This window comes from Stutzerimonas stutzeri (assembly GCF_009789555.1).
GTDB lineage: Bacteria > Pseudomonadota > Gammaproteobacteria > Pseudomonadales > Pseudomonadaceae > Stutzerimonas > Stutzerimonas stutzeri_R.
Genome location: NZ_CP046902.1, coordinates 1,459,214 through 1,478,397, shown reverse-complemented (window position 1 = coordinate 1,478,397; position 19,184 = coordinate 1,459,214). Strand labels below are relative to the sequence as shown.

At 65.3% G+C, this 19,184-nt stretch carries 20 protein-coding genes, 1 pseudogene and 1 riboswitch; of the genes and pseudogenes, 10 read left to right on the top strand and 11 right to left on the bottom strand.

Going from position 1 to position 19,184, the window contains the following annotated elements:
• Window position 1: 1 nt before the first annotated feature.
• Window positions 2-670 (bottom strand): riboflavin synthase, encoded by a 669-nt coding sequence (locus GQA94_RS06885; protein ID WP_158187331.1) that lies wholly within the window; start codon window positions 668-670, stop codon window positions 2-4.
• A gap of 120 nt (window positions 671-790) precedes the next feature.
• A riboswitch (FMN riboswitch) is annotated at window positions 791-937 on the bottom strand.
• A gap of 377 nt (window positions 938-1,314) precedes the next feature.
• Here GQA94_RS06885 and GQA94_RS06880 point away from each other — a divergent pair.
• Window positions 1,315-2,064, top strand: coding sequence for a hypothetical protein (locus GQA94_RS06880; RefSeq protein ID WP_158187330.1), 750 nt, complete (start codon window positions 1,315-1,317; stop codon window positions 2,062-2,064).
• Between the two features lie 42 nt (window positions 2,065-2,106).
• On the opposite strand, the gene ribD is transcribed toward GQA94_RS06880, so the two are convergent.
• Together ribD and nrdR are read right to left on the bottom strand one after the other, a co-directional pair.
• On the bottom strand, window positions 2,107-3,216 hold the full coding sequence (gene ribD, locus GQA94_RS06875) for a bifunctional diaminohydroxyphosphoribosylaminopyrimidine deaminase/5-amino-6-(5-phosphoribosylamino)uracil reductase RibD (RefSeq protein ID WP_158187329.1): 1,110 nt from the start codon (window positions 3,214-3,216) through the stop codon (window positions 2,107-2,109).
• Entirely contained in the window at window positions 3,213-3,680 is a 468-nt protein-coding gene (nrdR, locus tag GQA94_RS06870; protein ID WP_158187328.1) for a transcriptional regulator NrdR, read from the bottom strand. Before nrdR ends, ribD begins: the two co-directional genes overlap by 4 nt.
• A gap of 114 nt (window positions 3,681-3,794) precedes the next feature.
• Here nrdR and GQA94_RS06865 point away from each other — a divergent pair, with 114 nt between their 5' ends.
• The 4 genes from GQA94_RS06865 (at window position 3,795) to trxA (ending at window position 6,454) form a co-directional block, all read left to right on the top strand.
• A complete protein-coding gene (locus tag GQA94_RS06865) occupies window positions 3,795-4,223 on the top strand; it encodes a YbaY family lipoprotein (RefSeq protein WP_233270226.1) in 429 nt (142 codons plus the stop codon).
• A complete protein-coding gene (locus GQA94_RS06860; protein WP_423835395.1) occupies window positions 4,223-4,903 on the top strand; it encodes a class I SAM-dependent methyltransferase in 681 nt (226 codons plus the stop codon). The genes GQA94_RS06865 and GQA94_RS06860 overlap by 1 nt, the downstream gene beginning before the upstream one ends.
• Before the next feature lie 69 nt (window positions 4,904-4,972).
• On the top strand, window positions 4,973-5,500 hold the full coding sequence (gene thpR, locus GQA94_RS06855) for an RNA 2',3'-cyclic phosphodiesterase (protein WP_158190050.1): 528 nt from the start codon (window positions 4,973-4,975) through the stop codon (window positions 5,498-5,500).
• 84 nt (window positions 5,501-5,584) lie between these two features.
• A complete protein-coding gene (gene trxA, locus GQA94_RS06850; RefSeq protein WP_158187325.1) occupies window positions 5,585-6,454 on the top strand; it encodes a thioredoxin in 870 nt (289 codons plus the stop codon).
• Window positions 6,455-6,608: 154 nt separating this feature from the next.
• On the opposite strand, the gene GQA94_RS06845 is transcribed toward trxA, so the two are convergent.
• Together GQA94_RS06845 and tesB are read right to left on the bottom strand one after the other, a co-directional pair.
• The gene (locus GQA94_RS06845) at window positions 6,609-7,202 is read right to left on the bottom strand and encodes an HAD family hydrolase (RefSeq protein WP_158187324.1); all 594 of its coding nucleotides are present in this window, start codon (window positions 7,200-7,202) and stop codon (window positions 6,609-6,611) included.
• Entirely contained in the window at window positions 7,199-8,068 is an 870-nt protein-coding gene (gene tesB, locus GQA94_RS06840; protein ID WP_158187323.1) for an acyl-CoA thioesterase II, read from the bottom strand. Before tesB ends, GQA94_RS06845 begins: the two co-directional genes overlap by 4 nt.
• A 231-nt stretch (window positions 8,069-8,299) precedes the next feature.
• Between tesB and GQA94_RS06835 the strand changes: the two genes are divergently transcribed.
• Window positions 8,300-9,220, top strand: coding sequence for a histone deacetylase family protein (locus GQA94_RS06835; RefSeq protein ID WP_158187322.1), 921 nt, complete (start codon window positions 8,300-8,302; stop codon window positions 9,218-9,220).
• Window positions 9,221-9,335: 115 nt separating this feature from the next.
• Window positions 9,336-10,559, top strand: a complete 1,224-nt coding sequence (locus GQA94_RS06830; RefSeq protein WP_199270108.1) for a TIGR03862 family flavoprotein — start codon at window positions 9,336-9,338, stop codon at window positions 10,557-10,559.
• Window positions 10,560-10,614: 55 nt separating this feature from the next.
• Here GQA94_RS06830 and GQA94_RS06825 read toward each other — a convergent pair whose 3' ends face one another.
• From GQA94_RS06825 to GQA94_RS06810, 4 genes are all read right to left on the bottom strand, one after another.
• On the bottom strand, window positions 10,615-10,923 hold the full coding sequence (locus GQA94_RS06825) for an AzlD family protein (protein ID WP_158187320.1): 309 nt from the start codon (window positions 10,921-10,923) through the stop codon (window positions 10,615-10,617).
• Window positions 10,920-11,561, bottom strand: a complete 642-nt coding sequence (locus GQA94_RS06820; protein WP_158187319.1) for an AzlC family ABC transporter permease — start codon at window positions 11,559-11,561, stop codon at window positions 10,920-10,922. The genes GQA94_RS06825 and GQA94_RS06820 overlap by 4 nt, the downstream gene beginning before the upstream one ends.
• A 270-nt stretch (window positions 11,562-11,831) precedes the next feature.
• Window positions 11,832-13,157 (bottom strand): DEAD/DEAH box helicase, encoded by a 1,326-nt coding sequence (locus tag GQA94_RS06815; protein WP_158187318.1) that lies wholly within the window; start codon window positions 13,155-13,157, stop codon window positions 11,832-11,834.
• 151 nt (window positions 13,158-13,308) lie between these two features.
• On the bottom strand, window positions 13,309-13,785 hold the full coding sequence (locus tag GQA94_RS06810) for an NYN domain-containing protein (protein WP_158187317.1): 477 nt from the start codon (window positions 13,783-13,785) through the stop codon (window positions 13,309-13,311).
• A 117-nt stretch (window positions 13,786-13,902) separates the two neighbouring features.
• On the opposite strand from GQA94_RS06810, the gene GQA94_RS06805 reads away from it, so the two are divergent.
• Window positions 13,903-14,583: a YciC family protein gene (locus tag GQA94_RS06805; protein WP_158187316.1), complete on the top strand. Its 681-nt coding sequence runs from the start codon at window positions 13,903-13,905 to the stop codon at window positions 14,581-14,583.
• A 67-nt stretch (window positions 14,584-14,650) separates the two neighbouring features.
• The gene (locus GQA94_RS06800) at window positions 14,651-15,085 is read left to right on the top strand and encodes a VOC family protein (RefSeq protein ID WP_158187315.1); all 435 of its coding nucleotides are present in this window, start codon (window positions 14,651-14,653) and stop codon (window positions 15,083-15,085) included.
• On the opposite strand, the gene GQA94_RS06795 is transcribed toward GQA94_RS06800, so the two are convergent.
• Window positions 15,082-15,924: an SDR family oxidoreductase gene (locus GQA94_RS06795; protein WP_158187314.1), complete on the bottom strand. Its 843-nt coding sequence runs from the start codon at window positions 15,922-15,924 to the stop codon at window positions 15,082-15,084. The genes GQA94_RS06800 and GQA94_RS06795 overlap by 4 nt on opposite strands.
• Window positions 15,925-16,143: 219 nt before the next feature.
• On the opposite strand from GQA94_RS06795, the gene GQA94_RS06790 reads away from it, so the two are divergent.
• Entirely contained in the window at window positions 16,144-16,890 is a 747-nt protein-coding gene (locus GQA94_RS06790) for a substrate-binding periplasmic protein (protein WP_233270225.1), read from the top strand.
• 12 nt (window positions 16,891-16,902) lie between these two features.
• Here the strand turns inward: GQA94_RS06790 and hrpB are convergent.
• A pseudogene (gene hrpB, locus GQA94_RS06785) lies at window positions 16,903-19,050 on the bottom strand (ATP-dependent helicase HrpB); the annotation flags it as partial.
• Window positions 19,051-19,184 lie beyond the last annotated feature (134 nt).

The following is a 19,184-nucleotide window of genomic DNA, read 5'->3' as shown; positions in this document are numbered from 1 at the left end:
TTCAGCGAGCCGGGTTCAGATAGCCATGTTCGGCCAGGAAGCTTTCCGTCAGGCCCGATGCATTGGGCTCGGCCGCCTTGTCGCCCAGCAGCAAGCGCTCCAGGTAACGGGCCAACAGGTCCACTTCCAGGTTCACCTGCCGCCCGGGGCGATAGTCAGCCATGATGGTTTCGGCCAGGGTATGCGGGACGATGGTGAGCTCGAACTCCGCGCCATCAACGGCATTGACGGTCAGGCTGGTGCCGTCGACCGTGATCGACCCCTTGAGCGCGATGTATCGGGCCAGTTCACGCGGCGCGCGGATGCGAAACTGCACCGCACGGGCATTTTCTTCGCGCGACAGGACCTGCCCGACGCCATCGACGTGACCGCTGACCAGATGCCCGCCCAGGCGACTCGACGGCGTCAGCGCCTTTTCCAGGTTTACCCGGCTACCGGCCTTCAGATCGATGAATGCAGTGCGTGCCAGGGTTTCCCGGCTGACGTCGGCCCAGAAGCCATCGCCCGGCAACTGCACGGCGGTCAGGCAGACGCCATTGACCGCGATGCTGTCGCCGAGCCTGACGTCGGACAGGTCCAGCTTGCCGGTCTCGACCAGCACGCGGACGTCGCCGCCCTTGGGGGTCAGTGCGCGAATGGTACCGATGGACTCGATTATTCCAGTGAACATGCGGCCTCCCGGGGAAGGCAGTTGAGACGGTGCATATGACGAACTCCTGTTTTGGACAAAACAGGGCGCTGCGGATCGATAGGGAGTTAGACACGCGCACGAAAGGCGCCCGTCGAGGCATCCCGCTCTCTCTCATCCGGACTATACCGTCGGCCCCGGAATCACACCGGGTCTGCTGACCTTGTCGGAGACAAGCGCTCGCGGGCTAGACGCGATCGCCGCGCCATTACCGCCGGTGGGGAATCTCACCCCGCCCTGAGAACGTGGGCCAATGAAGGCCCGGCGCAGTTTTTACCATAGATGAGCCGGTTCTGCAGCCGGCAAACGACCGTTCGATCGCAGCGCGTTCGCGATAATCGTCAGGCGACGCCAGCGCCCGATGGGCTCAATGGCTTTCATCACCGTTGAAACTACCGTCTCGCTTGTTTGTCCATACGCATCGCCACGCCCTGCGGCAAGCGCCGTGGCGTGACCGACAAGACGATCAGGATGGAACGTCGCTCCCGCATTACTCGCATCGATACGCCGAGCCTGGGCCCGCTCGTATTCAGCGGCCCTCCGCGCAGATCAGACCGCGAAAAGGAACACGCTCCGGACCATTTATTCATGTGCCGAGAGAAATGGATATGTCAGGGGTTACGACTATGGAGGGATCGGCTGCGCGATGGGCGGCGCAGATCGATTCCAACGGCTTTGCCGTGCTGGAAAACTACCTCTCGCCCGAAGTGCTCGAGCAAGGTCGCGCCTTCATCGAACAACAGGCGGCAAACCATGAAGGCGAATACTTCGCCATCCACGGCATCGAGGCCTTGAGTGGCAGCATCGTGGCGGCGCTGGCGCTTTCGGCGCCCTTCAAGGAAATGATGACCGACCTGTATCGGGTCCAGACCGGACGGGAACCGCCCGAACTGGAGCAGGTTTTTCCGGTTATCCGGTGCCTGCAGGGCCGAAGCGGCCTCAAGCAGTCGCACTTCTATCACTTCGACGCCACCGCCGTCACTGCCCTGCTGCCCCTGTTCATCCCGACCGAAGGCGAGCACTGTGGCGACCTGATTCTGTTCCCCAACCTGCGACCGGTTCGTTTCAATGCGTTACGCAACGTCGTCGAGAAGGCGCTGCTGCACAACACCTTGAGCCAGAAACTGGCCGCGCTGGCGGTCAGGTACGGCTGGCTGAAGCCGATTCGCCTGAAACTGGTACCGGGCAACCTCTACCTGTTCTGGGGCTACCGCAGCCTGCACGCCAACGATCAGTGCGACCCTGCCCTGTTGCGTGCCACCGCGCTGTTCCATTTCGGCAACCCGCATCACGACAGCCCGCTCGCGCGATGGCTGCTGGGCACCAACAAGCGTCGTGCCAAACTGGATCACAACGGGCTCAAACCCGTGAATTGAACGCCTGGCCGCCGTCCCGCCGGGCAGGCACGTGAACGCCAATCAGTTGGCCGGACGGGCGACGATGCGCCAGTCATCGCCGAGGGCGCGGATATCAATGATCCTGAGTTCGCGCGCTTCGCTCATGCGCGCCAGCGGCAGCTCAAGCAGCGGGCGCGCCGAGGAGCCAAGAAACTTCGCGGCGACGTATAGCTGGTACTCGTCGATCAGGCCCAGCGCAGCGAAGGCGCCGACGAGACGCGGCCCGGCTTCGAGCAGTACCTCGTTCGCACCGCGGCTGCCGAGTTCAAGCAGCAGGCCATGCAGATCGACACGGCCCTCGGCGCTCGCCCGCTCCAGGACCTCATGGCCGGCAGCACGGTACGCCTCACCATCGCCCGGTATCGCCGTCGCCACCAGCGCGCCGCCGGCCATGAAGAAGGGCGCATCCAACGGCACCCGCCGTTGCCCATCGACCAGCACCCGCAGCGGCGGACGCTGCAGGGCCAGCGCAGTCAGTTGCTCGTCCAGCCCCAGCTCCCCGGCACGCACTGTCAGGCGTGCGTTGTCCATCAGCACCGTGTCGGCGCCGGTCAGCACCACGCTGGATTGCGCACGCAGGCGCTGTACATCGGCCCGCGCCGCCGGCCCGGTAATCCACTGGCTTTCGCCGCTGGCCATGGCCGTGCGGCCATCCAGGCTCATCGCCAGCTTCGCCCGCAGCAGCGGCAGGCCGCTTTCCATGCGCTTGATAAACCCACGGTTGAGCTCGCGCGCCTCGGCTTCCAGGACACCGCTGGCAACCTCGATACCCGCACTGCGCAGACGCGCCAGACCACGGCCGGCGACCTGCGGATTGGGGTCCTGCATGGCGGCGACCACACGCCCGACGCCCGCGTTGACCAGCGCCTCGGCGCAAGGCGGCGTCCGTCCATGATGGCTGCACGGCTCCAGCGTGACGTACGCGGTGGCGCCGCGGGCACGCTCGCCGGCCTCGCGCAGCGCATGCACCTCGGCATGCGGCTCGCCAGCCCGTACATGCCAGCCCTCTCCGATCAGCGCCCCGTCGGCGACGATCACGCAGCCGACACGCGGATTCGGGTGCGTCGAATACAGCCCCTTGCGCGCCAACTGCAAGGCACGGGACATCCAGGCATGGTCGACGGCGTTCATTCGCTCTTCGCAGGCTCGCGCGACAGGCGTTCGATTTCCTCGCGGAACTCGTTCAGGTCCTGGAAACGCCGATAGACCGAAGCGAAGCGGATATAGGCCACCTCGTCGAGTTTCTGCAGCTCGACCATCACCAGCTCGCCGAGCACCCGCGACTTGATTTCTCGCTCGCCGGTGGCCCTCAGCCGATGCTTGATATGGGCGATGGCCTCTTCCAGGCGCTCGACACTGACCGGACGTTTTTCCAGCGCCCGCTGCATGCCGGCACGCAGCTTTTGTTCATCGAACGGCTGGCGGCTGCCGTCCTGCTTGATCAGCCGGGGCATGACCAGTTCGGCGGTCTCGAAGGTCGTGAAACGTTCACCGCAGGCGAGGCACTCGCGGCGGCGGCGCACCTGATCGCCCTCGGCCACAAGGCGCGAGTCGATGACCTTGGTGTCATGTGCACCACAGAAGGGACAATGCATGGTTTAGAGCTGTCAGACGTCGGGAGAGCCATGGTAGCGCATCCCGTCGGCAAGACAAATCGAGCCGAATGTTGCTATACAGGCGCGCATCACCGCCAGATTCCGGAGCCGTCCGTGTCGTTACGCCCCTTTGTTCTGCCCGTTTTGTTGCTGGTGCTGGTGGGCTGTTCGAGCCAGCAATCCCAGCGCCCTTCCGCGCCCGTTACCTTCGAGGACCCACCGGCCACCGTGACGCCACTGCACGAACTGCACGGCAGCCTGATCGGCGCCCCAGCCGACAGCGAAGTCGAGCTGGCGCTGCTGGAAGTCAACCGACGCGACCAGCCCGATCGCCTGTTGAGTAGCGTGCAACTGAAAGGCCGCGGCAACGAGCTGCCGTTCATTCTCAAGTTCAACGCCGAGAAATTCCCCAGGGATCAGCAGGTCGAGCTGCGCGGGCGCGTGACCCGTTCCGGACAGTTGATCATGCGCCTGCCGGCCGTACACATCAGCAGCCCGGCCAGCCAGTCGCTGGGTCCGCTGCGGCTGGTCCCCGCGCCTTGATGCCGCCGGTAAAGCTACAGGCGGCCCTGGCCGACCTGCTGGGCGATGCGCGCCTGAGTATCGAAACCCTGCCCGGTACCGACATCCGGCTGTGGCTGATCGATGCGGTAAACATGGACCGCGCCTTCAGCCCGGAAGAAACCCGACGAATTCTCGACGAGCCGCCCTACTGGTGTTTCTGCTGGGCCAGCGGGCTGGTGCTGGCGCGCTGGCTCGCCGCGCATCCCGAGTGGGTGCGCGGCAAACGAGTGCTGGATTTCGGCTCAGGCTCGGGCGTCGCCGCGATCGCCGCCGCGAAGGCCGGTGCGCTCGAGGTCGTGGCCTGCGACCTCGATCCCTTGGCATTGGCGGCCTGTCGCGCCAACGCCGGGCTCAACGGCGTGCACCTGAGCTATTCGGCGGACTTCTTCACCGAAGCGGACCGCTATGACCTGATCATCGTCGCCGACGTGCTCTACGACCGCGCCAACCTGCCACTGCTCGATCATTTCCTCAGTCGTGGCCGCCAGGCACTGGTCGCAGATTCGCGGGTGCGTGATTTCCGTCACGCGCTGTACCGTCGCCTGGCGACCCTCGATGCCTGCACCTGGCCGGATCTGGCCGAGCCGGCCGAGTTCCGACGGGTCAGCCTCTACCACGCCGACCGGCGCGCCGAGGCTGAATCCCTGGCTGCCGGCTGAGGTCTACCGCAGGCAGTCGACGCGCGCTGTCGCCGTCGCCTCAGGCGAGCCTCAAAGGAGCCCCTCATGATCACCGAGAAACCCCTGCGTCTGTTCTTCGCCCTGCCGTGCCCGACCGCGCTGGCGACGTCCATCTGCGATTGGCGCGACAGCCAGGACCTCGGCGGTCGCCCCGTCGCGCCGGCCAACCTGCACCTCACGCTGGCCTTTCTCGGCAGCCAGCCGGTGGCGAAGCTGGACGGCTTGCGGCAGCTCGGCAGTCATCTGCGTACTGATGCCTTCATGCTGCGGCTCGATCAGGTGCAGACAATCGGGCATGGCTTTGCCTGCCTGATTCCGAGCCAGGTACCGCCCCCCTTGAGCCAACTGGTCGAGCAGTTGCATGCTGGGCTCTCCGCGCACGGTTTCGCCCTCGATTCCCGTCCCTTCCTGCCGCACGTGACGCTGTCGCGGGAGGTGCAGAAACGGCCGAACACCCATCCGCCCGCCTTCAAATGGCAGGTGGAAGGCTTCGGTCTCTTTGCGTCCGAAAGCACCGAAAACGGCGTGCATTACCAAGCGCTGCAGGACTGGCCGTTGACGGCGCCGAGCGGCTGATGATCGTCACGCGCCACTTGCTTCCGATTCGGCGCGCCCCCACTTAACATGCACGCCTCATTTGCGCCCACTCAGAGACCTCCGATGAGCCAGACCCCATACATCTTCGACGTCAGCAGCGCCAACTTCGAGCAACTGGTGCTGGAAAACTCTTTCCACAAGCCCGTGCTCGTGGATTTCTGGGCCAAGTGGTGCGCGCCATGCAAGGCGCTGATGCCGCTGCTGGCGAACATCGCCGAGCAGTACCAGGGCGAACTGCTGCTGGCAAAGGTCAACTGCGACATCGAACAGGAGGTGGTGGCCCGTTTCGGCGTGCGCAGCCTGCCTACCGTGGTGCTGTTCAAGGATGGCCAGCCGGTTGACGGATTCGCTGGCGCGCAACCCGAGTCGGCTATTCGCGCCATGCTCGAGCCCCACGTACAGGCACCCGCCGCGCCCCAGGCCGACCTGCTGGAAACCGCCCAGGCGCTATTCGCCGAGGGGCGCATCGGCGAAGCGGAACAATCGCTCGAACAATTGCTGGCCGAAGACAACGAAAACGCTGCGGGACTGATTCTTTACGCACGCTGCCTGGCCGAACGCGGTGAACTCGCCGAGGCTGAAACGGTACTCGGTGCGGTCAAAGGCGACGAGCACAAGCAGGCCCTGGCCGGCGCCCGCGCGCAGCTGACCTTTCTCCGCCAGGCCAACGACCTGCCGGACGTCGCCGATCTGAAGAGCCGCCTGGCGCAAAACGCCGAAGACGATGAGGCCATTTATCAACTGGCGATTCAGCAACTTGCCCGACAGCAGTACGAAGCGGCGTTGGATGCGCTGCTCAAGTTATTCGTGCGTAACCGCGAGTACGCCGACGGCCTGCCGCACAAAACGCTGCTGCAAGTATTCGACCTCTTGGGCAACGACCACCCGCTCGTCACGGCGTATCGCCGCAAGTTGTACCAGGCGCTGTATTGAATCCAGAAGAGGCGTGACCGGCTCGCCGGCGCGCTAAACCACGCGTTTCGCCTCGGGTGGGCGTGTGCTGCCCGTCACCGGTCACAGATCACGCCGCCTCGAATTCACGCGGCGTCCCGACAAGCGCAGCGCCCGGGCGACGGATCGCGGTTCGCTAACCGGCCAACAGCTCGCGTAGCTGCAGACAATCACGCGCGTGCAGATCGGTCAGGTCCGGCCATGGATTGACCGGCACGTTGACCAGCACGCCACGGGCACCCGCCGCCCTGGCGCATTCCAGGTCGAAGCGATAGTCACCGACCATCACCAACGCCTGGGGCTCGACGCGCCACTTGGTCGCCAGTTGCAGCAGCCCGCCGGGATCGGGTTTGGGAGGCGCCTCGTCACGGCCGAGGATGTCATCGCTGGCAAAACAATCGCCCAACCCCACCGCCTGCAAAGTCACCAGCGCCAGTTCGTGCGCGTTGCGCGTCAGCACGCCGAGCTGGCAACCCCGGTCACACAGGTCATGCAAGAGTTCGCGAGCACCGACTGCCGGCCTGGCCGCATAGGCCAGCTCACGCTCGTGCTCCAGCAGCCAGGCGCGCTTCCCAGCCGCTTCGTCAGCCGGCAGCGCGGCGAGATGGTGCAGGATGTCATCGTCCGCGGGGATGTCCAGGGCACGCTTGATCGCCGCGAAATCATGCACGGCGATGGTCAGGGTGCCATCCATATCGAACACCCAGTGCCGTGCGTCGGCCAGTTTCACTTCCAGTCCTCACGCACCCGGATCAGGCCTTCCTGGGCCACCGATGCAACCAGCTCCCCGGCACGGTTGAAGATGCTGCCACGGGCGAAGCCACGCGAGTTGCCGGCCCACGGGCTGTCCATGGCGTACAGCAGCCACTCATCGGCGCGTACTTCGCGGTGAAACCAGATGGCATGATCGAGGCTCGCCAGTTGGATGAACTTGCTCCAGGAGCTGACGCCGTGGGGCTGCAGGGCGGTGCCGATGAAACTGAAGTCCGAAGCATAGGCGACCAGGTACTTGTGCAGCGCGGGATTATCCGGCAGCGCGCCATCGGCACGGAACCAGATGTAACGAACCGGTTCGATCGGCTGGGGGTTGATCGGGTCCTGCAGCGTCACGGGGCGAATCTCGATGGGCTTGGGCCGGCGCAGCTTCTCTGCCACGCGCTCGGGAACAAGTGGCGTCAACTTGTGCAGCAGCTCCCACTCGCTCAGCAGATTCTCCGGCCCGACCACCTCGGGCATCTGCAACTGGTGTTCGTAACCGGCCTCGTCCGCCTGAAACGAGGCGCTGCAAGTGAAAATGGTCTGCCCTTTCTGGATCGCACTGACGCGACGGGTGCTGAAGCTGCCGCCGTCACGCACCCGGTCGACGTCGTAGACCACCGGCTGATGCGAGTCGCCAGGACGCAAGAAGTAGCCGTGCATCGAATGCACATGACGCTCCGGCGTCACGGTCTGGCTGGCCGCGGACAGCGCCTGCCCGACAACCTGGCCGCCGAACAACTGCGGAAACCCCAGATCCTGGCTCGCGCCACGAAACAGGTTTTCCTCGATTCGTTCCAGCGACAGCAGATTGACCAGCGTGTCTAGGGTGTCGGTCATGGTGTTGTTCCTTTAGGTATACGGGCACGGGGCAGGCGCGCAATGTTACGGATTTCGCCGGGGTCGCTCCAGCAATTGCGCTTATCGTCGGGCATCGGCCCAGGCTTGCGCGTCGTCCAACCCATCGCCCGCCGTGCGCTCAGCTACAGACCGTCGCGTGCCATCGGGCGCGCCTTGAGAGAAGCATGGCGGAGTCGGCATACTTTCGGCTGACCGTCCAGGCGCTGATCGATGTCCCTGCCGCTGATCTTTCATGACGACTACAGCCCGCCGCTGCCGCCAGGGCATCGCTTCCCGATGGAGAAGTTCCGGCTGTTGCGCGATCACCTGGTCGCCAGCGGCCTGACCACCGACGCGGCGCTACTGCGGCCTGAACGCTGCCCCACCGACCTGCTCGCGCTCGCGCATGACCGCGCTTATGTCGAGCGCTACTGCACCGGTGACATGAGCCGTGAGGAGCTACGTCGCCTGGGCCTGCCCTGGAGCCCTTCGCTGGCGCAGCGCACCGTTCGGGCGGTCGGCGGCTCGCTGCTGGCTGCGGAGCTGGCCTTGCAGCATGGGCTGGCCTGTCATCTGGCGGGCGGAACCCACCATGCCCATCGCGATCACGCCTCGGGGTTCTGCATCTTCAACGACCTGGCCGTCATCGCCCTCTCGCTGCTGGAAAGCGGCCGCGTCGGTCGCGTGCTGATCTTCGATTGCGATGTGCATCAGGGCGACGGTACCGCGCGGATTCTCGAGCATACAGCCGACGCGGTGACGGTTTCGCTGCACTGCGAGAAGAACTTTCCGACGCGCAAGGCCCGTAGCGACTGGGACATCGGCCTGCCGCCAGGCCTTGGCGATACGGATTATCTGAAGGTGGTCGACGACACCCTCGGGTATCTGTTGCCCCTCTATCAGCCGGACCTGGTGATCTACGATGCCGGCGTCGACGTGCATCGCGACGATGCGCTGGGCCTGCTGAATCTCAGCGACGAGGGCCTGGCGATGCGTGACAGCGCGGTGATCGAGCATTGCCTGGGCCGGGACATTCCGGTGGTCGGCGTGATTGGCGGCGGCTATGACAAGGACCGCGCGTTGCTCGCCCGCCGCCACGCACAGCTGCATTTCAGTGCAGCCGAGGCGTGGCGGCGCCATGGCTTGAATTGAGCGGCGAGCCCTGGCGACAGGCGATTCCGTGCCAGGGCCCAACGCGGCTTCGCAGGAATGACCAGGGCACAGGCCAGCCGCTACAATGCCCGCCTCGCAACTGCCGGCTGCAACCATGCCTCTTGCCGAATCTCGTGTCGCCATCATTGGCGGCGGCCCCGCCGGGCTGATGGCCGCCGAAGTACTGAGTCAAGCCGGCGTCGCGGTCGATCTGTATGACGCCATGCCCTCGGTCGGGCGCAAGTTCCTGCTGGCCGGCGTCGGCGGAATGAACATCACCCATTCAGAACCCTTCGAGCCCTTCGTAGAGCGCTACCGCGAGCGTGCGCCCAACCTGCGCCCGCTGCTCGAAGCCTTCGGCCCCGAGGCGCTGCGCGAATGGATCCATGGGCTGGGGATCGACACCTTCGTCGGCAGTTCGGGGCGCGTCTTCCCCTCGGACATGAAGGCCGCTCCGCTGCTGCGCGCCTGGCTGCGACGCCTGCGCGACGCTGGCGTCCACATTCACACGCGCCATCGCTGGCTGGGCTGGAACGCCGATGGCAGCCTCGCGCTGCGCGCCCCCGAGGGCGATGTCCGCGTCAGCGCCGATGCGGTCTTGCTGGCGTTGGGCGGCGGTAGCTGGGCGCGACTGGGTTCCGATGGATCGTGGGTTTCGCTGCTGCAAGGTCGCGGCATAGACGTCGCCCCGTTGCGACCGGCCAACTGTGGTTTCGAGGTGGCGGGCTGGAGCCAGCATCTGCAAGAGAAGTTCGCGGGCGCGCCGTTGAAGACGGTCAGCCTCGGGTTGCCCGGCGGCCCGTCGCGTAAAGGCGAGTTCGTGGTGACCGCCTGCGGGATCGAAGGCAGCCTGGTCTATGCGCTGTCCGCCGAGATCCGTCAGGCCATCGAGCGGGACGGCAGGGCGACGGTCGCGCTGGACCTGCTACCGGATCACTCGCGGGAAAAAATCATTCGTGCGCTGGCCAAACCGCGCGGTTCGCAATCCATGGCCAAGCACCTCAAACGCCAGTTGGGCCTCGACGGCGTCAAGGCCGGTCTGCTGCGCGAATTGACCGATGGCGAAACCTTTCAACATCCCGAGGCACTCGCCACGGCGATCAAGGCGCTGCCGATCATCCTGCTCCGCCCGCGCCCGCTGGACGAAGCCATCAGCAGCGCTGGCGGCGTGCCCTTCGAGGCACTGGACGAGGGCCTGATGCTGCGCCAGTCGCCCGGTGTGTTCTGCGCCGGCGAAATGCTCGACTGGGAAGCGCCGACGGGGGGCTATCTGCTGACGGCCTGCTTTGCCAGTGGCCGCGCGGCGGCCAAAGGGATGCTTCGCTGGTTGCGACCCTGACCACCGGCTGCGCGAGGGCGCTCGGGCGATAAGCGCCTCGGAGCCCAGGCGCGCCTCATAACTGCCTGAAAAGCGCCACGGCAACCACCCCGGCTGCGATTGCAGGCAAGGGCTTCTTGACCAGCAGCATCGTCACGGCCGTTACCAGAAATGCCAGCCGGGCACCGTTATCCCCATTGACCGCCATCGGTGTCAGCAGCGCCACCAGCACCGAGCCCGACATGGCGCTGATGAATTGCTCCGTCCGGCGATTGATCGGCACGAACGACATGGCGAATACACCACCCCAGCGAGTCGCCAGCGTCACCACGGCCATGACCAGAATGATGATCAGCGCACCCGCGCCTGTCGTGTCCAGATTCATGCGTTCTTCTCCATCCACAGCGCACCCAGGATGCCGCCGGCGAGCGCGCCTGCCACCACATGGCTATTGGACGGCAGATACCAGTACGCCAACATCGACGAACACCCCGCGACGATCCAGATGACGGTCATCCGCAGGCTTTTCTTGCCGCCGACGACCATTGCCAGAAGAAAACAGCCCATGACCATGTCCAGCCCCAGGCCGACCGGATCATGGATGGCGCTGCCGAAATACAGGCCGAGCCAGGTCCCCAGCACCCAGAACGTCCAGAGCGCAAGGCCACCCCCGAAGAGAATGCCCAGGCCGGGCTTGCCGCAACTGAACGCCTGCATCGACATTGCCCAGTTCGCATCGGAGACGACAAACATCACGGCATAGCGTCTGGACGGGGGCAGATGGCGCAGCCAGGGATACAGCGTGGCCCCCATCAACAGGTGTCGCGCGTTGACGGCAAACACCGTGACGATCAACGGCACCAGCGGCACATGCGCCCCCCACAGCTCCAGCGACGCGAACTGTGAGGCACCGGCGAACACCAACCCACTCATGAGCATGATGGAAGAGTCGTCCAGCCCCGCCTGCGTGGCCGCCAGGCCAAAGGCCAAACCGAATACGACGACAAAAATCGAGATTGGCATCAGTTGTTTGAACCCGGCCCATACCTCTCGGCGGCTGAGTTCGTGAAGTTCTGCATCGGCACGCGCCAAAGGGCACCTCTCTTGTTGGTTATTGTGGCCATTGCCGCAGAGGCTCGTTGGACCAGGCGCGAATGCCGAGCGCCCATGGATCGGTCGAATCCGCTCGCAACGGCCATGCTGAACGCCGCAGACCGGCCAACTGGCGTTGCACGGGAATAAGCCGCACAGGCGCAAGAATCCAGCTCGCGGGCCAGACGCCACCCTGTGCCGTCAGCGCTTTTTCGCCGGCTTCGCCCCGCCCAGGCTCGGCACCTTGCGGATTGGCTTGGCGTTGGGTTTTTCGCTTTCATCGAACCAGTTGCCGAGGTGAATGCGCCCCTTGCCGGGCGCAGCCTTGGGCTTTTTAGGCTTCTTCGGTTTCTTGATGATCTGGCCACCGGGCTGGGTGGTCGGCACACGGTGGTCGGGTATGAAATCCGCCTCGTCATGACGCGGCAAGACCTGCTGGATCAGCGTCTCGATGGCGGCGAGCTGATCGACTTCGTCGGCGGCGACCAACGATACGGCTTCGCCGGTCGCGCCCGCGCGGCCCGTGCGGCCAATGCGATGTACGTAGTCTTCGGCGACAATCGGCAGGTCGAAATTGACCACCTGCGGCAGATCATGGATATCCAGCCCTCGCGCGGCCACGTCGGTCGCCACCAGCACTTGCACTTCACCGGCCTTGAAGCGCTCCAGCGCACGTAACCGCGACGCCTGGGGTCTGTCGCCGTGGATCGCATCGCTGGCGATGCCCTCGGCCTGCAACTGCTCCACCAGTTGATCGACGCCCTTGCGGGTCTTGACGAACACCAGCACCTGGCCCCAGCGCCGGTCCGCCAGCAGATGCAGGAACAGCTCGGCCTTGCGCTTCTTGTCCACCGGCACCAGCCATTGCTTGACGGTTCTGGCGGCGGCGTTGCGCGGGCTGACTTCGATCGACAGCGGATCGCGCAACAGCTCGCCAGCCATCTGCCGGATGGCATCGGAAAAGGTCGCCGAGAACAGCAGCGTCTGGCGCTTTTTCGGCAGCGCGCTGAACAGCGCGTCGAGTTCCTGCGAGAAGCCGAGATCGAGCATGCGGTCGGCTTCGTCGAGCACCAGCGCCTGCACCTGGCCGAACTTCACCGCGTTCTGCCGATACAGATCGAGCAACCGCCCCGGCGTCGCCACCAGCACGTCGATGCCCTTGCGCAGGGCCATCATCTGCGGGTTGAGACTGACGCCACCGTAGACTGCATAAGTGCGCAGCGGCAGGTTCTGGCCGTAGGCACGGAAGCTTTCGTGGACCTGCTCGGCCAGCTCACGGGTGGGCACCAGCACCAGCGCGCGGATCGAATTGCTCGCCACCTGCGGGCCCTCGTGGAGCAAGCGTTGCAGCAACGGTAGCGCGAAACCGGCGGTCTTGCCCGTGCCGGTCTGCGCGGCGGCCATCAGGTCGCGGCCCTTGAGCACAGCGGGGATCGCCTTGGCCTGAACGGGCGTCGGCTGGGTGTAGTCGAGGGATTCGAGGGTGCGCAGCAGCGGATCGATCAGGCCCAGGGAGGCGAAGGTCATGGCGAAAACCGGGAGTACGGGAACGAGGCGAGCAGTTTACTCGTAAAGATAGCCGGAAGCTGGAAAGCCAAGCGTGGGCGGATGCCGTTTTGCATCACCCCAGCCATTCCTCCCAGGTATCGTGAAACGTCGCTGGCCTGCCGCTGCGCCGTCACTGGCGCAACAGCAGCGCGCCCTCGATGGGCACATAGCGCGTGGCGGCGCGAATCAGCGATTGCGCGGTCAGCCCCGGTACGCCATAGGCGGTGGCCTCGGCCCCCCCGGCTCGCACGCGATCAAGCAACAGATCGAAGTCACCGTCGCCGGAGGCCAGCACCACCTCGTCGACGTGCGCGGCGCTGTCCAGTACATCGATGGTGATGCCGACGTCCCAGTCGCCCTTGGCCGAACCATCGCTGCGCTGGATGTAGGGTTTGAGTTTCACGGTGAAGCCGAGGTTACGCAGGATCTGCTGGAACTGCTGCTGCCTGACGTCGCCCCGGTCAATGGCATAGGCATAGGCCTCGACGATCTCACCGCGCGCGCTGACCTCGGCCCACAACGCGGCATAGTTGAAATGGCAGCCATGGGCCTGGCGCACCGTGTAATAGAGATTCTGCACGTCGGCAAACAGGGCGATCTTCTTCACGCGGCGACTCGTACGGTGGAGTGGTCCGCCAGTATGGACGGCAACCGCGCGCGTGTCGTCAGCCGGTCGCTTGGGCTAAAGTGCGCGCCTGTTTCTCCGAGAGTTGTTTCGACCGCGATGAATGTCCTGTCCATCCTCCGTGACGCCTGTTTTTTCTACTCCCGCAACCTGGCGTCCATCGCCCGGCTGTGCCTGCCGCTGATCGCGCTGGAAAGCTGCACCCGTCTGGCCGTCGATCATCTGGTGGGCAAGGATGCACTGCCGGCACAGGAGCTGTTGGTGGGCATGATCTTCTACCCGCTCTATATCGGTGCGCTGATTCTGTTTCTCGATGCGCGCAGCCGCGGCCACGCGCCGGCGCTGCGCGAGATCATGATGCGCGCGCTGCCGCTATGGCCCTCGATGGCCGTGCTGGCCGGGCTGGGTACGCTGCTGATCATGCTCGGCGCGTCGCTGTTCGTTCTGCCGGGGCTCTGGGTGATGGTCAAGATCGCGTTCGCCGAGTATCTGTTGGTTCTGCGCGGCCTTAGCCCGCTAGCGGCGCTCAAGCAAAGCTTTCTGCAGACCCGCGGCCATTTTCTGCTGGTGTTCGGCTGCATCCTGGCCGTACTGCTGCCGCTATGGCTTCTCGAAGCCTGGCTCGCGGCACGGTTCTGGGCCGGCGAGACATCTCCCGGCGTGCTGGCCGTGCTGGTCGACAGCGCCGTCGGGCTGGTGCAACTTCTGGCCACCGTGGTGCTGTTCCGCTGTTTCATGCTCTGCAGCGACCCGGTCATCAGTACCGACGAAAAAAGCTGATCGCCAGGCGGCACACGGCGACCGGCCGGACTAGGCTTGATCTTCCATTCCTCCGGAGAGCGTCGAGATGGCCGACCAGAACCCCAGCATCCTGTCCCACATATCGCTTGGCAGCAACCGCTTCGAGGAGGCTGCGGGCTTCTATGACCAGGTCCTTGCGACGCTGGGTTGCAAGCGCATCATGGCCCATCCGGGCGCCATCGCCTGGGGCCGCGAATATCCGGAATTCTGGCTGCAAACGCCTATCGATGGCCAAACGGCAACTGTCGGCAACGGGACGCATATCGGCTTCTTCGCCGACAGCAAGACATCGGTCGATGCCTTCCATCGCGCTGCGCTGGCCGCCGGTGCGACCGATGAAGGCGGCCCGGGGCCGCGGCAAGAGTACGGCGAACCCTATTACGGCTGCTTCGTGCGCGACCTCGATGGTCACAAGATCGAGGCCGCGTACTGGGACTTGGATCTGGTGCAGCGACTTTACGGCGGCGCGACGACCGCTTAGCCAGGGCCCGCCGACACCCGGGCACCGGCCAGCCGCGGCAACAGCAAATGCTCGAACAACCGAGGAAAGCATCGAGCGATCAGCCGCGCGCGCCAGTCCAGATTCGACAGCACCAACAGCCGGCGGCGCTTGAGTGCGCCCTGGTAGATCGATTCGGCAACATCCTGCGGCGACGCCACGCGTCCCACGGCCAGCACCGGCTGCGGTGCGGTGGAGCCATCCCCGACCAGCACGTTCCTGCGAAGATCGGTCGCGGTATAACCGGGACAAACCAGCATCACGTTGACACCGCTATCGGCCAACTCGCTGCGCAAGGTCTCGAACAGCCCATGCAGTGCATGCTTGCTGGCGTTGTAGGCACCACGGTCGGGCACCGGCGCGTACTGTGAAAGCGAGCTGAGCACGATGATCTGCCCCTGGCGCTCGATCAGGCTCGGCAACGCGGCCTGGGTGCAATGCAGCGCACCGTAGAAATTGACCGCCATGATCCGCTCGAACACCGATAACCGGGTCTCGGCGACGCGGCTGCGGTGGGTGATGCCGGCATTGTTGATCAACACGTCGATGCCACCGAAGCGCTCCTGCACCAGCGCAACGGCCCGCTGCACCGCCGTCGCCTCGGCGACATCGCAGCGCAGGCCAAGCACATCGGCGTTGTGGTGATCGACCAGGTGCTGGACCAACGCATCGATGGCGTCCTGGTCGAGATCGAATATCGCCACCCGGGCACCGGCCTGCGCCATCCGCTCGGCCAGCGCGCGTCCGATTCCCGCGCAGCCTCCGGTGATCAGCACCACCTTGCGATCGAACACCTTGCTGGCGAACACCTTGCGATACATGAACCACCCCCAGCCGCGTTACACCGGGCATCGACGGCGCGAGCCATCAGCCCCTGATACGCTGAGCATAGTCAGCCTGGCGCTGATCCGTCACTTGCCGGCGCAGGCGTTTCGAGCAGCGCTTTGGTGCCGCGCTGGCGAGTCGCCCCGACGCGGTATGGACAGCCCGGCCCCTGGCGACCATGCTGGGTCTATAACAACAAGGGGCAGTGAATTACCTTGAAACCTCTACACTGGATACCGCTCGCCACCGTGCTGGCAAGTCCATGCCTTTGCGCGTCCGCCGCCGAGCCGCCACGCACCCTGACCGTGGGCTACTATGACTTCCCGCCCGCGATCTACAGCGACACGCAGGGCCGGCCGCAGGGGCCGCTGGTCGACCTCACCCGTGAACTGCTCGAAACGGCCGGCTATCAGGCGCGGTTTCGCGGTCTGCCAAGTGCCCGCCTGTATGCGGCCCTGAAGAATGGCACCGTCGATCTCTGGCCCGGCGCACCAGGAAAACCGGAGCTGATTGCCGATACGATCGAGGGGCGCGAAACCCTGGCGCAGATCAGCCTCAACCTCTACCACCGGCCCGACACCCCACCGCCCCAGGTGCCGAGCAGCCTCGCCAGGCGCGGCGTCATCGTCATTGGTGGCTACAACTACTGGCCTGCGGTGAACCAGATGCTGCACGACCCTCAGTTGGGCATTCGTCTGCACCGCGCGAGCAGCCATGCCTCGGCGATTGAAATGTTGCAGCACCGTCGTGGCGACTATCTGCTCGACTATCAGATTCCGGTGAACCAGGTGCTGCAGCGGCTTGGCCAGCGGACACTGCCTTATGTGAACGTCTACAAAGTGCCGATTCGCTTCATCGTTTCGCGTCGGTTGGACGATAGCCAGCGCGTCATCGACGCGCTGGACCGGGCCTATGTGCAGCGGCTGGAGGCCGGCGAAGACATGAGCCTGCCGGGCGAGTAGCCACGATGCGCGTCAGGTGCCGCGCGGCTTGGCCCGCGCGGTCGGTTCGGCGATCAGCGGATCGTCCGGCCAGTAATGCTTGGGGTAGCGGCCTTTGAGGTCCTTCTTCACATCGCGGTAGGTCGTGGACCAGAAGCTCGCCAAGTCCTGCGTCACCTGTACGGGACGACGCGCTGGCGACAGCAGGTGCAGCTTGACCGCCTGACGCCCGCCAGCGATGCGTGGCGTGTCGGCGAGGCCGAACAGTTCCTGCAGACGCACCGCCAGTACCGGTGGCGACTCGCTGTAATCGAGCCGCACCCGCGACCCGGAAGGCACGGTCAGGGCGACTGGCGCCCACTCATCGAGGCGTTGCGGCAATGGCCAGGGCAACAGGGTCGCGAGCATGCTCTTGAGGTCCAGCTGAGCGAAGTGCGCCAGCCGCGAGACGTTGCCGAGGTACGGCAGCAACCATTCCTCCAATCGTGCCAGCAGTGCGGCATCGCTGACGTCCGGCCATTCGCTGGCCACGCCGGCATCCAGATCGATCTGGCGCAGCATTCCGATGCGTGCCTGCCACTGACGCAGTTCTGCCGTCCATGGCAACAGTTCCAGGCCCTTGCGCCGGACCAGCCCGAGCAGGGCGCGACCGCGAGCATGCTCATCGAGCCCGGGCAAGGCCTCACGGCTGAGCACCAGCTCGCCGACCCGCCGTTGCCGCTCGGCACGCAGCACACCTTCCCGTTCGTCCCACTCCAGCTCGTCGCGCAAGCTGACCTGCTCGGCCAGGACATCCTCGAACAGCCGCGGGTCCAGCGCGGCGGCGCGATAGATACGCTCTTCGCGCTGACCCTGACGGCTGCCCAGCTCGGCGATCACCAGCCAGCGTTCCTTCATCAGCGCATCCGGCTCGCCAAACACCGCCGCCCGACCATTGGCCAGCCGATACTCGCCGCTTCCTTCGCGGCGTTGGCGAGCGACACGATCCGGGTAGGCAAAAGCCAATAGCGCGCCATGCCAGCGATGATCGGCCGCATCGGCCGGGACAGCACCCGCGGAGCCGCGCAGCAATCCACGAAACTGTCGTGCCAACTGGCGCACCCGCTGCGCGCCGGCCTGTCGAGTGGCGCCCCCTTCGAGCAGCCCGAGGCGGGTGGCAATGTCGCTGCCGCCGCCACGTTGGATGTCACGCTCGACCAGCAATGCCGCGAGGTTGGCAGCCAGCGGCGCGAGGCCCAGCGCCTGTCCCCGCAGCAACAGGTGGGCTATGCGCGGATGCGCGGGCAGTTCGGCCATGGCCTGCCCGTGCGCGGTCAGTTGCCAGCCGCCGCGGGTGTTGCGGCTGAGCGCCCCGAGCCGCTGGAGCAAATCCTGCGCCTGGGCATACGCGGCAGCGGGCGGCGTGTCGAGCCAGGCCAGCTCATCGGGCTCGACGCCCCAGCGCGCCAGTTGCAACGCAACACCGGCCAGATCGGCCTGGAGAATTTCCGCATCGCCATAGGCCGCCAATTGCGCATGCTGGTCTTCGGACCACAGGCGGTAGCACGCACCGGGTTCCAGACGCCCTGCCCGCCCCGCACGCTGGGTGGCCGAGGCACGCGAGATGCGCCGGGTTTCCAGGCGCGTCATGCCGCTGCCCGGATCGAACCGAGGCACCCGCGCCAATCCGGCATCGACCACCACCCGCACCCCTTCGATGGTCAGGCTGGTCTCGGCGATGTTGGTCGCCAGCACCACCTTGCGCGTGCCCGCTGGAGCCGGTTCGATGGCCGCACGCTGGGCCGCCAGTTCCAGCTCGCCGTGCAGCGGGCAGATCAACACGTCGCGCCGGTCCGCCAGTTGCTCGGCCAACGCATCGTTTACCCGACGGATTTCGGCCTGTCCGGGCAGGAAAACCAGCAAGCTGCCGGGTTCTTCGTCGAGTGCCTGCATGACCGTCTGCACGACTCGCGACTCGATACGTTCAGCAGGCTGATATGGACGCCCCCAACGCAGTGCCACCGGGTACATGCGCCCTTCGCTGCGCACCACCGGCGCATCGTCAAGCAGACTGGACAGCCGCTCGCCTTCGAGCGTGGCGGACATCAACAGGAGTTTGAGCGGCTCGTCGCGCAGCAACAGCCGCGCGTTGAGGGTCAGCGCCAGGGCCAGATCGGCGTCCAGGCTGCGTTCTCGCATTTTGCCATTCGCATGGATTTATCATTAGATACCTAAACCCAGCAAATACGGGATCTTCCACCCCAAAGCAAGGACAAGAATTCGTTGACAATCATCAGCAGCACCCTGTTCTTACCCAACTATCCATTCCGAAAAAT

Excerpts from the sequence above, each read along its gene's own strand:
- GQA94_RS06795 (WP_158187314.1), bottom strand. The coding sequence starts at position 15,924 with ATGTATCGCAAGGTGTTCGCCAGCAAGGTGTTCGATCGCAAGGTGGTG.
- trxA (WP_158187325.1), top strand. The coding sequence starts at position 5,585 with ATGAGCCAGACCCCATACATCTTCGACGTCAGCAGCGCCAACTTCGAG.
- GQA94_RS06800 (WP_158187315.1), top strand. The coding sequence starts at position 14,651 with ATGGCCGACCAGAACCCCAGCATCCTGTCCCACATATCGCTTGGCAGC.
- tesB (WP_158187323.1), bottom strand. The coding sequence starts at position 8,068 with ATGACCGACACCCTAGACACGCTGGTCAATCTGCTGTCGCTGGAACGA.
- GQA94_RS06835 (WP_158187322.1), top strand. The coding sequence starts at position 8,300 with ATGTCCCTGCCGCTGATCTTTCATGACGACTACAGCCCGCCGCTGCCG.
- GQA94_RS06815 (WP_158187318.1), bottom strand. The coding sequence starts at position 13,157 with ATGACCTTCGCCTCCCTGGGCCTGATCGATCCGCTGCTGCGCACCCTC.
- GQA94_RS06860 (WP_423835395.1), top strand. The coding sequence starts at position 4,223 with ATGCCGCCGGTAAAGCTACAGGCGGCCCTGGCCGACCTGCTGGGCGAT.
- nrdR (WP_158187328.1), bottom strand. The coding sequence starts at position 3,680 with ATGCATTGTCCCTTCTGTGGTGCACATGACACCAAGGTCATCGACTCG.
- ribD (WP_158187329.1), bottom strand. The coding sequence starts at position 3,216 with ATGAACGCCGTCGACCATGCCTGGATGTCCCGTGCCTTGCAGTTGGCG.
- GQA94_RS06885 (WP_158187331.1), bottom strand. The coding sequence starts at position 670 with ATGTTCACTGGAATAATCGAGTCCATCGGTACCATTCGCGCACTGACC.
- GQA94_RS06880 (WP_158187330.1), top strand. The coding sequence starts at position 1,315 with ATGGAGGGATCGGCTGCGCGATGGGCGGCGCAGATCGATTCCAACGGC.
- GQA94_RS06820 (WP_158187319.1), bottom strand. The coding sequence starts at position 11,561 with ATGCCAATCTCGATTTTTGTCGTCGTATTCGGTTTGGCCTTTGGCCTG.
- GQA94_RS06830 (WP_199270108.1), top strand. The coding sequence starts at position 9,336 with ATGCCTCTTGCCGAATCTCGTGTCGCCATCATTGGCGGCGGCCCCGCC.
- GQA94_RS06825 (WP_158187320.1), bottom strand. The coding sequence starts at position 10,923 with ATGAATCTGGACACGACAGGCGCGGGTGCGCTGATCATCATTCTGGTC.
- GQA94_RS06805 (WP_158187316.1), top strand. The coding sequence starts at position 13,903 with ATGAATGTCCTGTCCATCCTCCGTGACGCCTGTTTTTTCTACTCCCGC.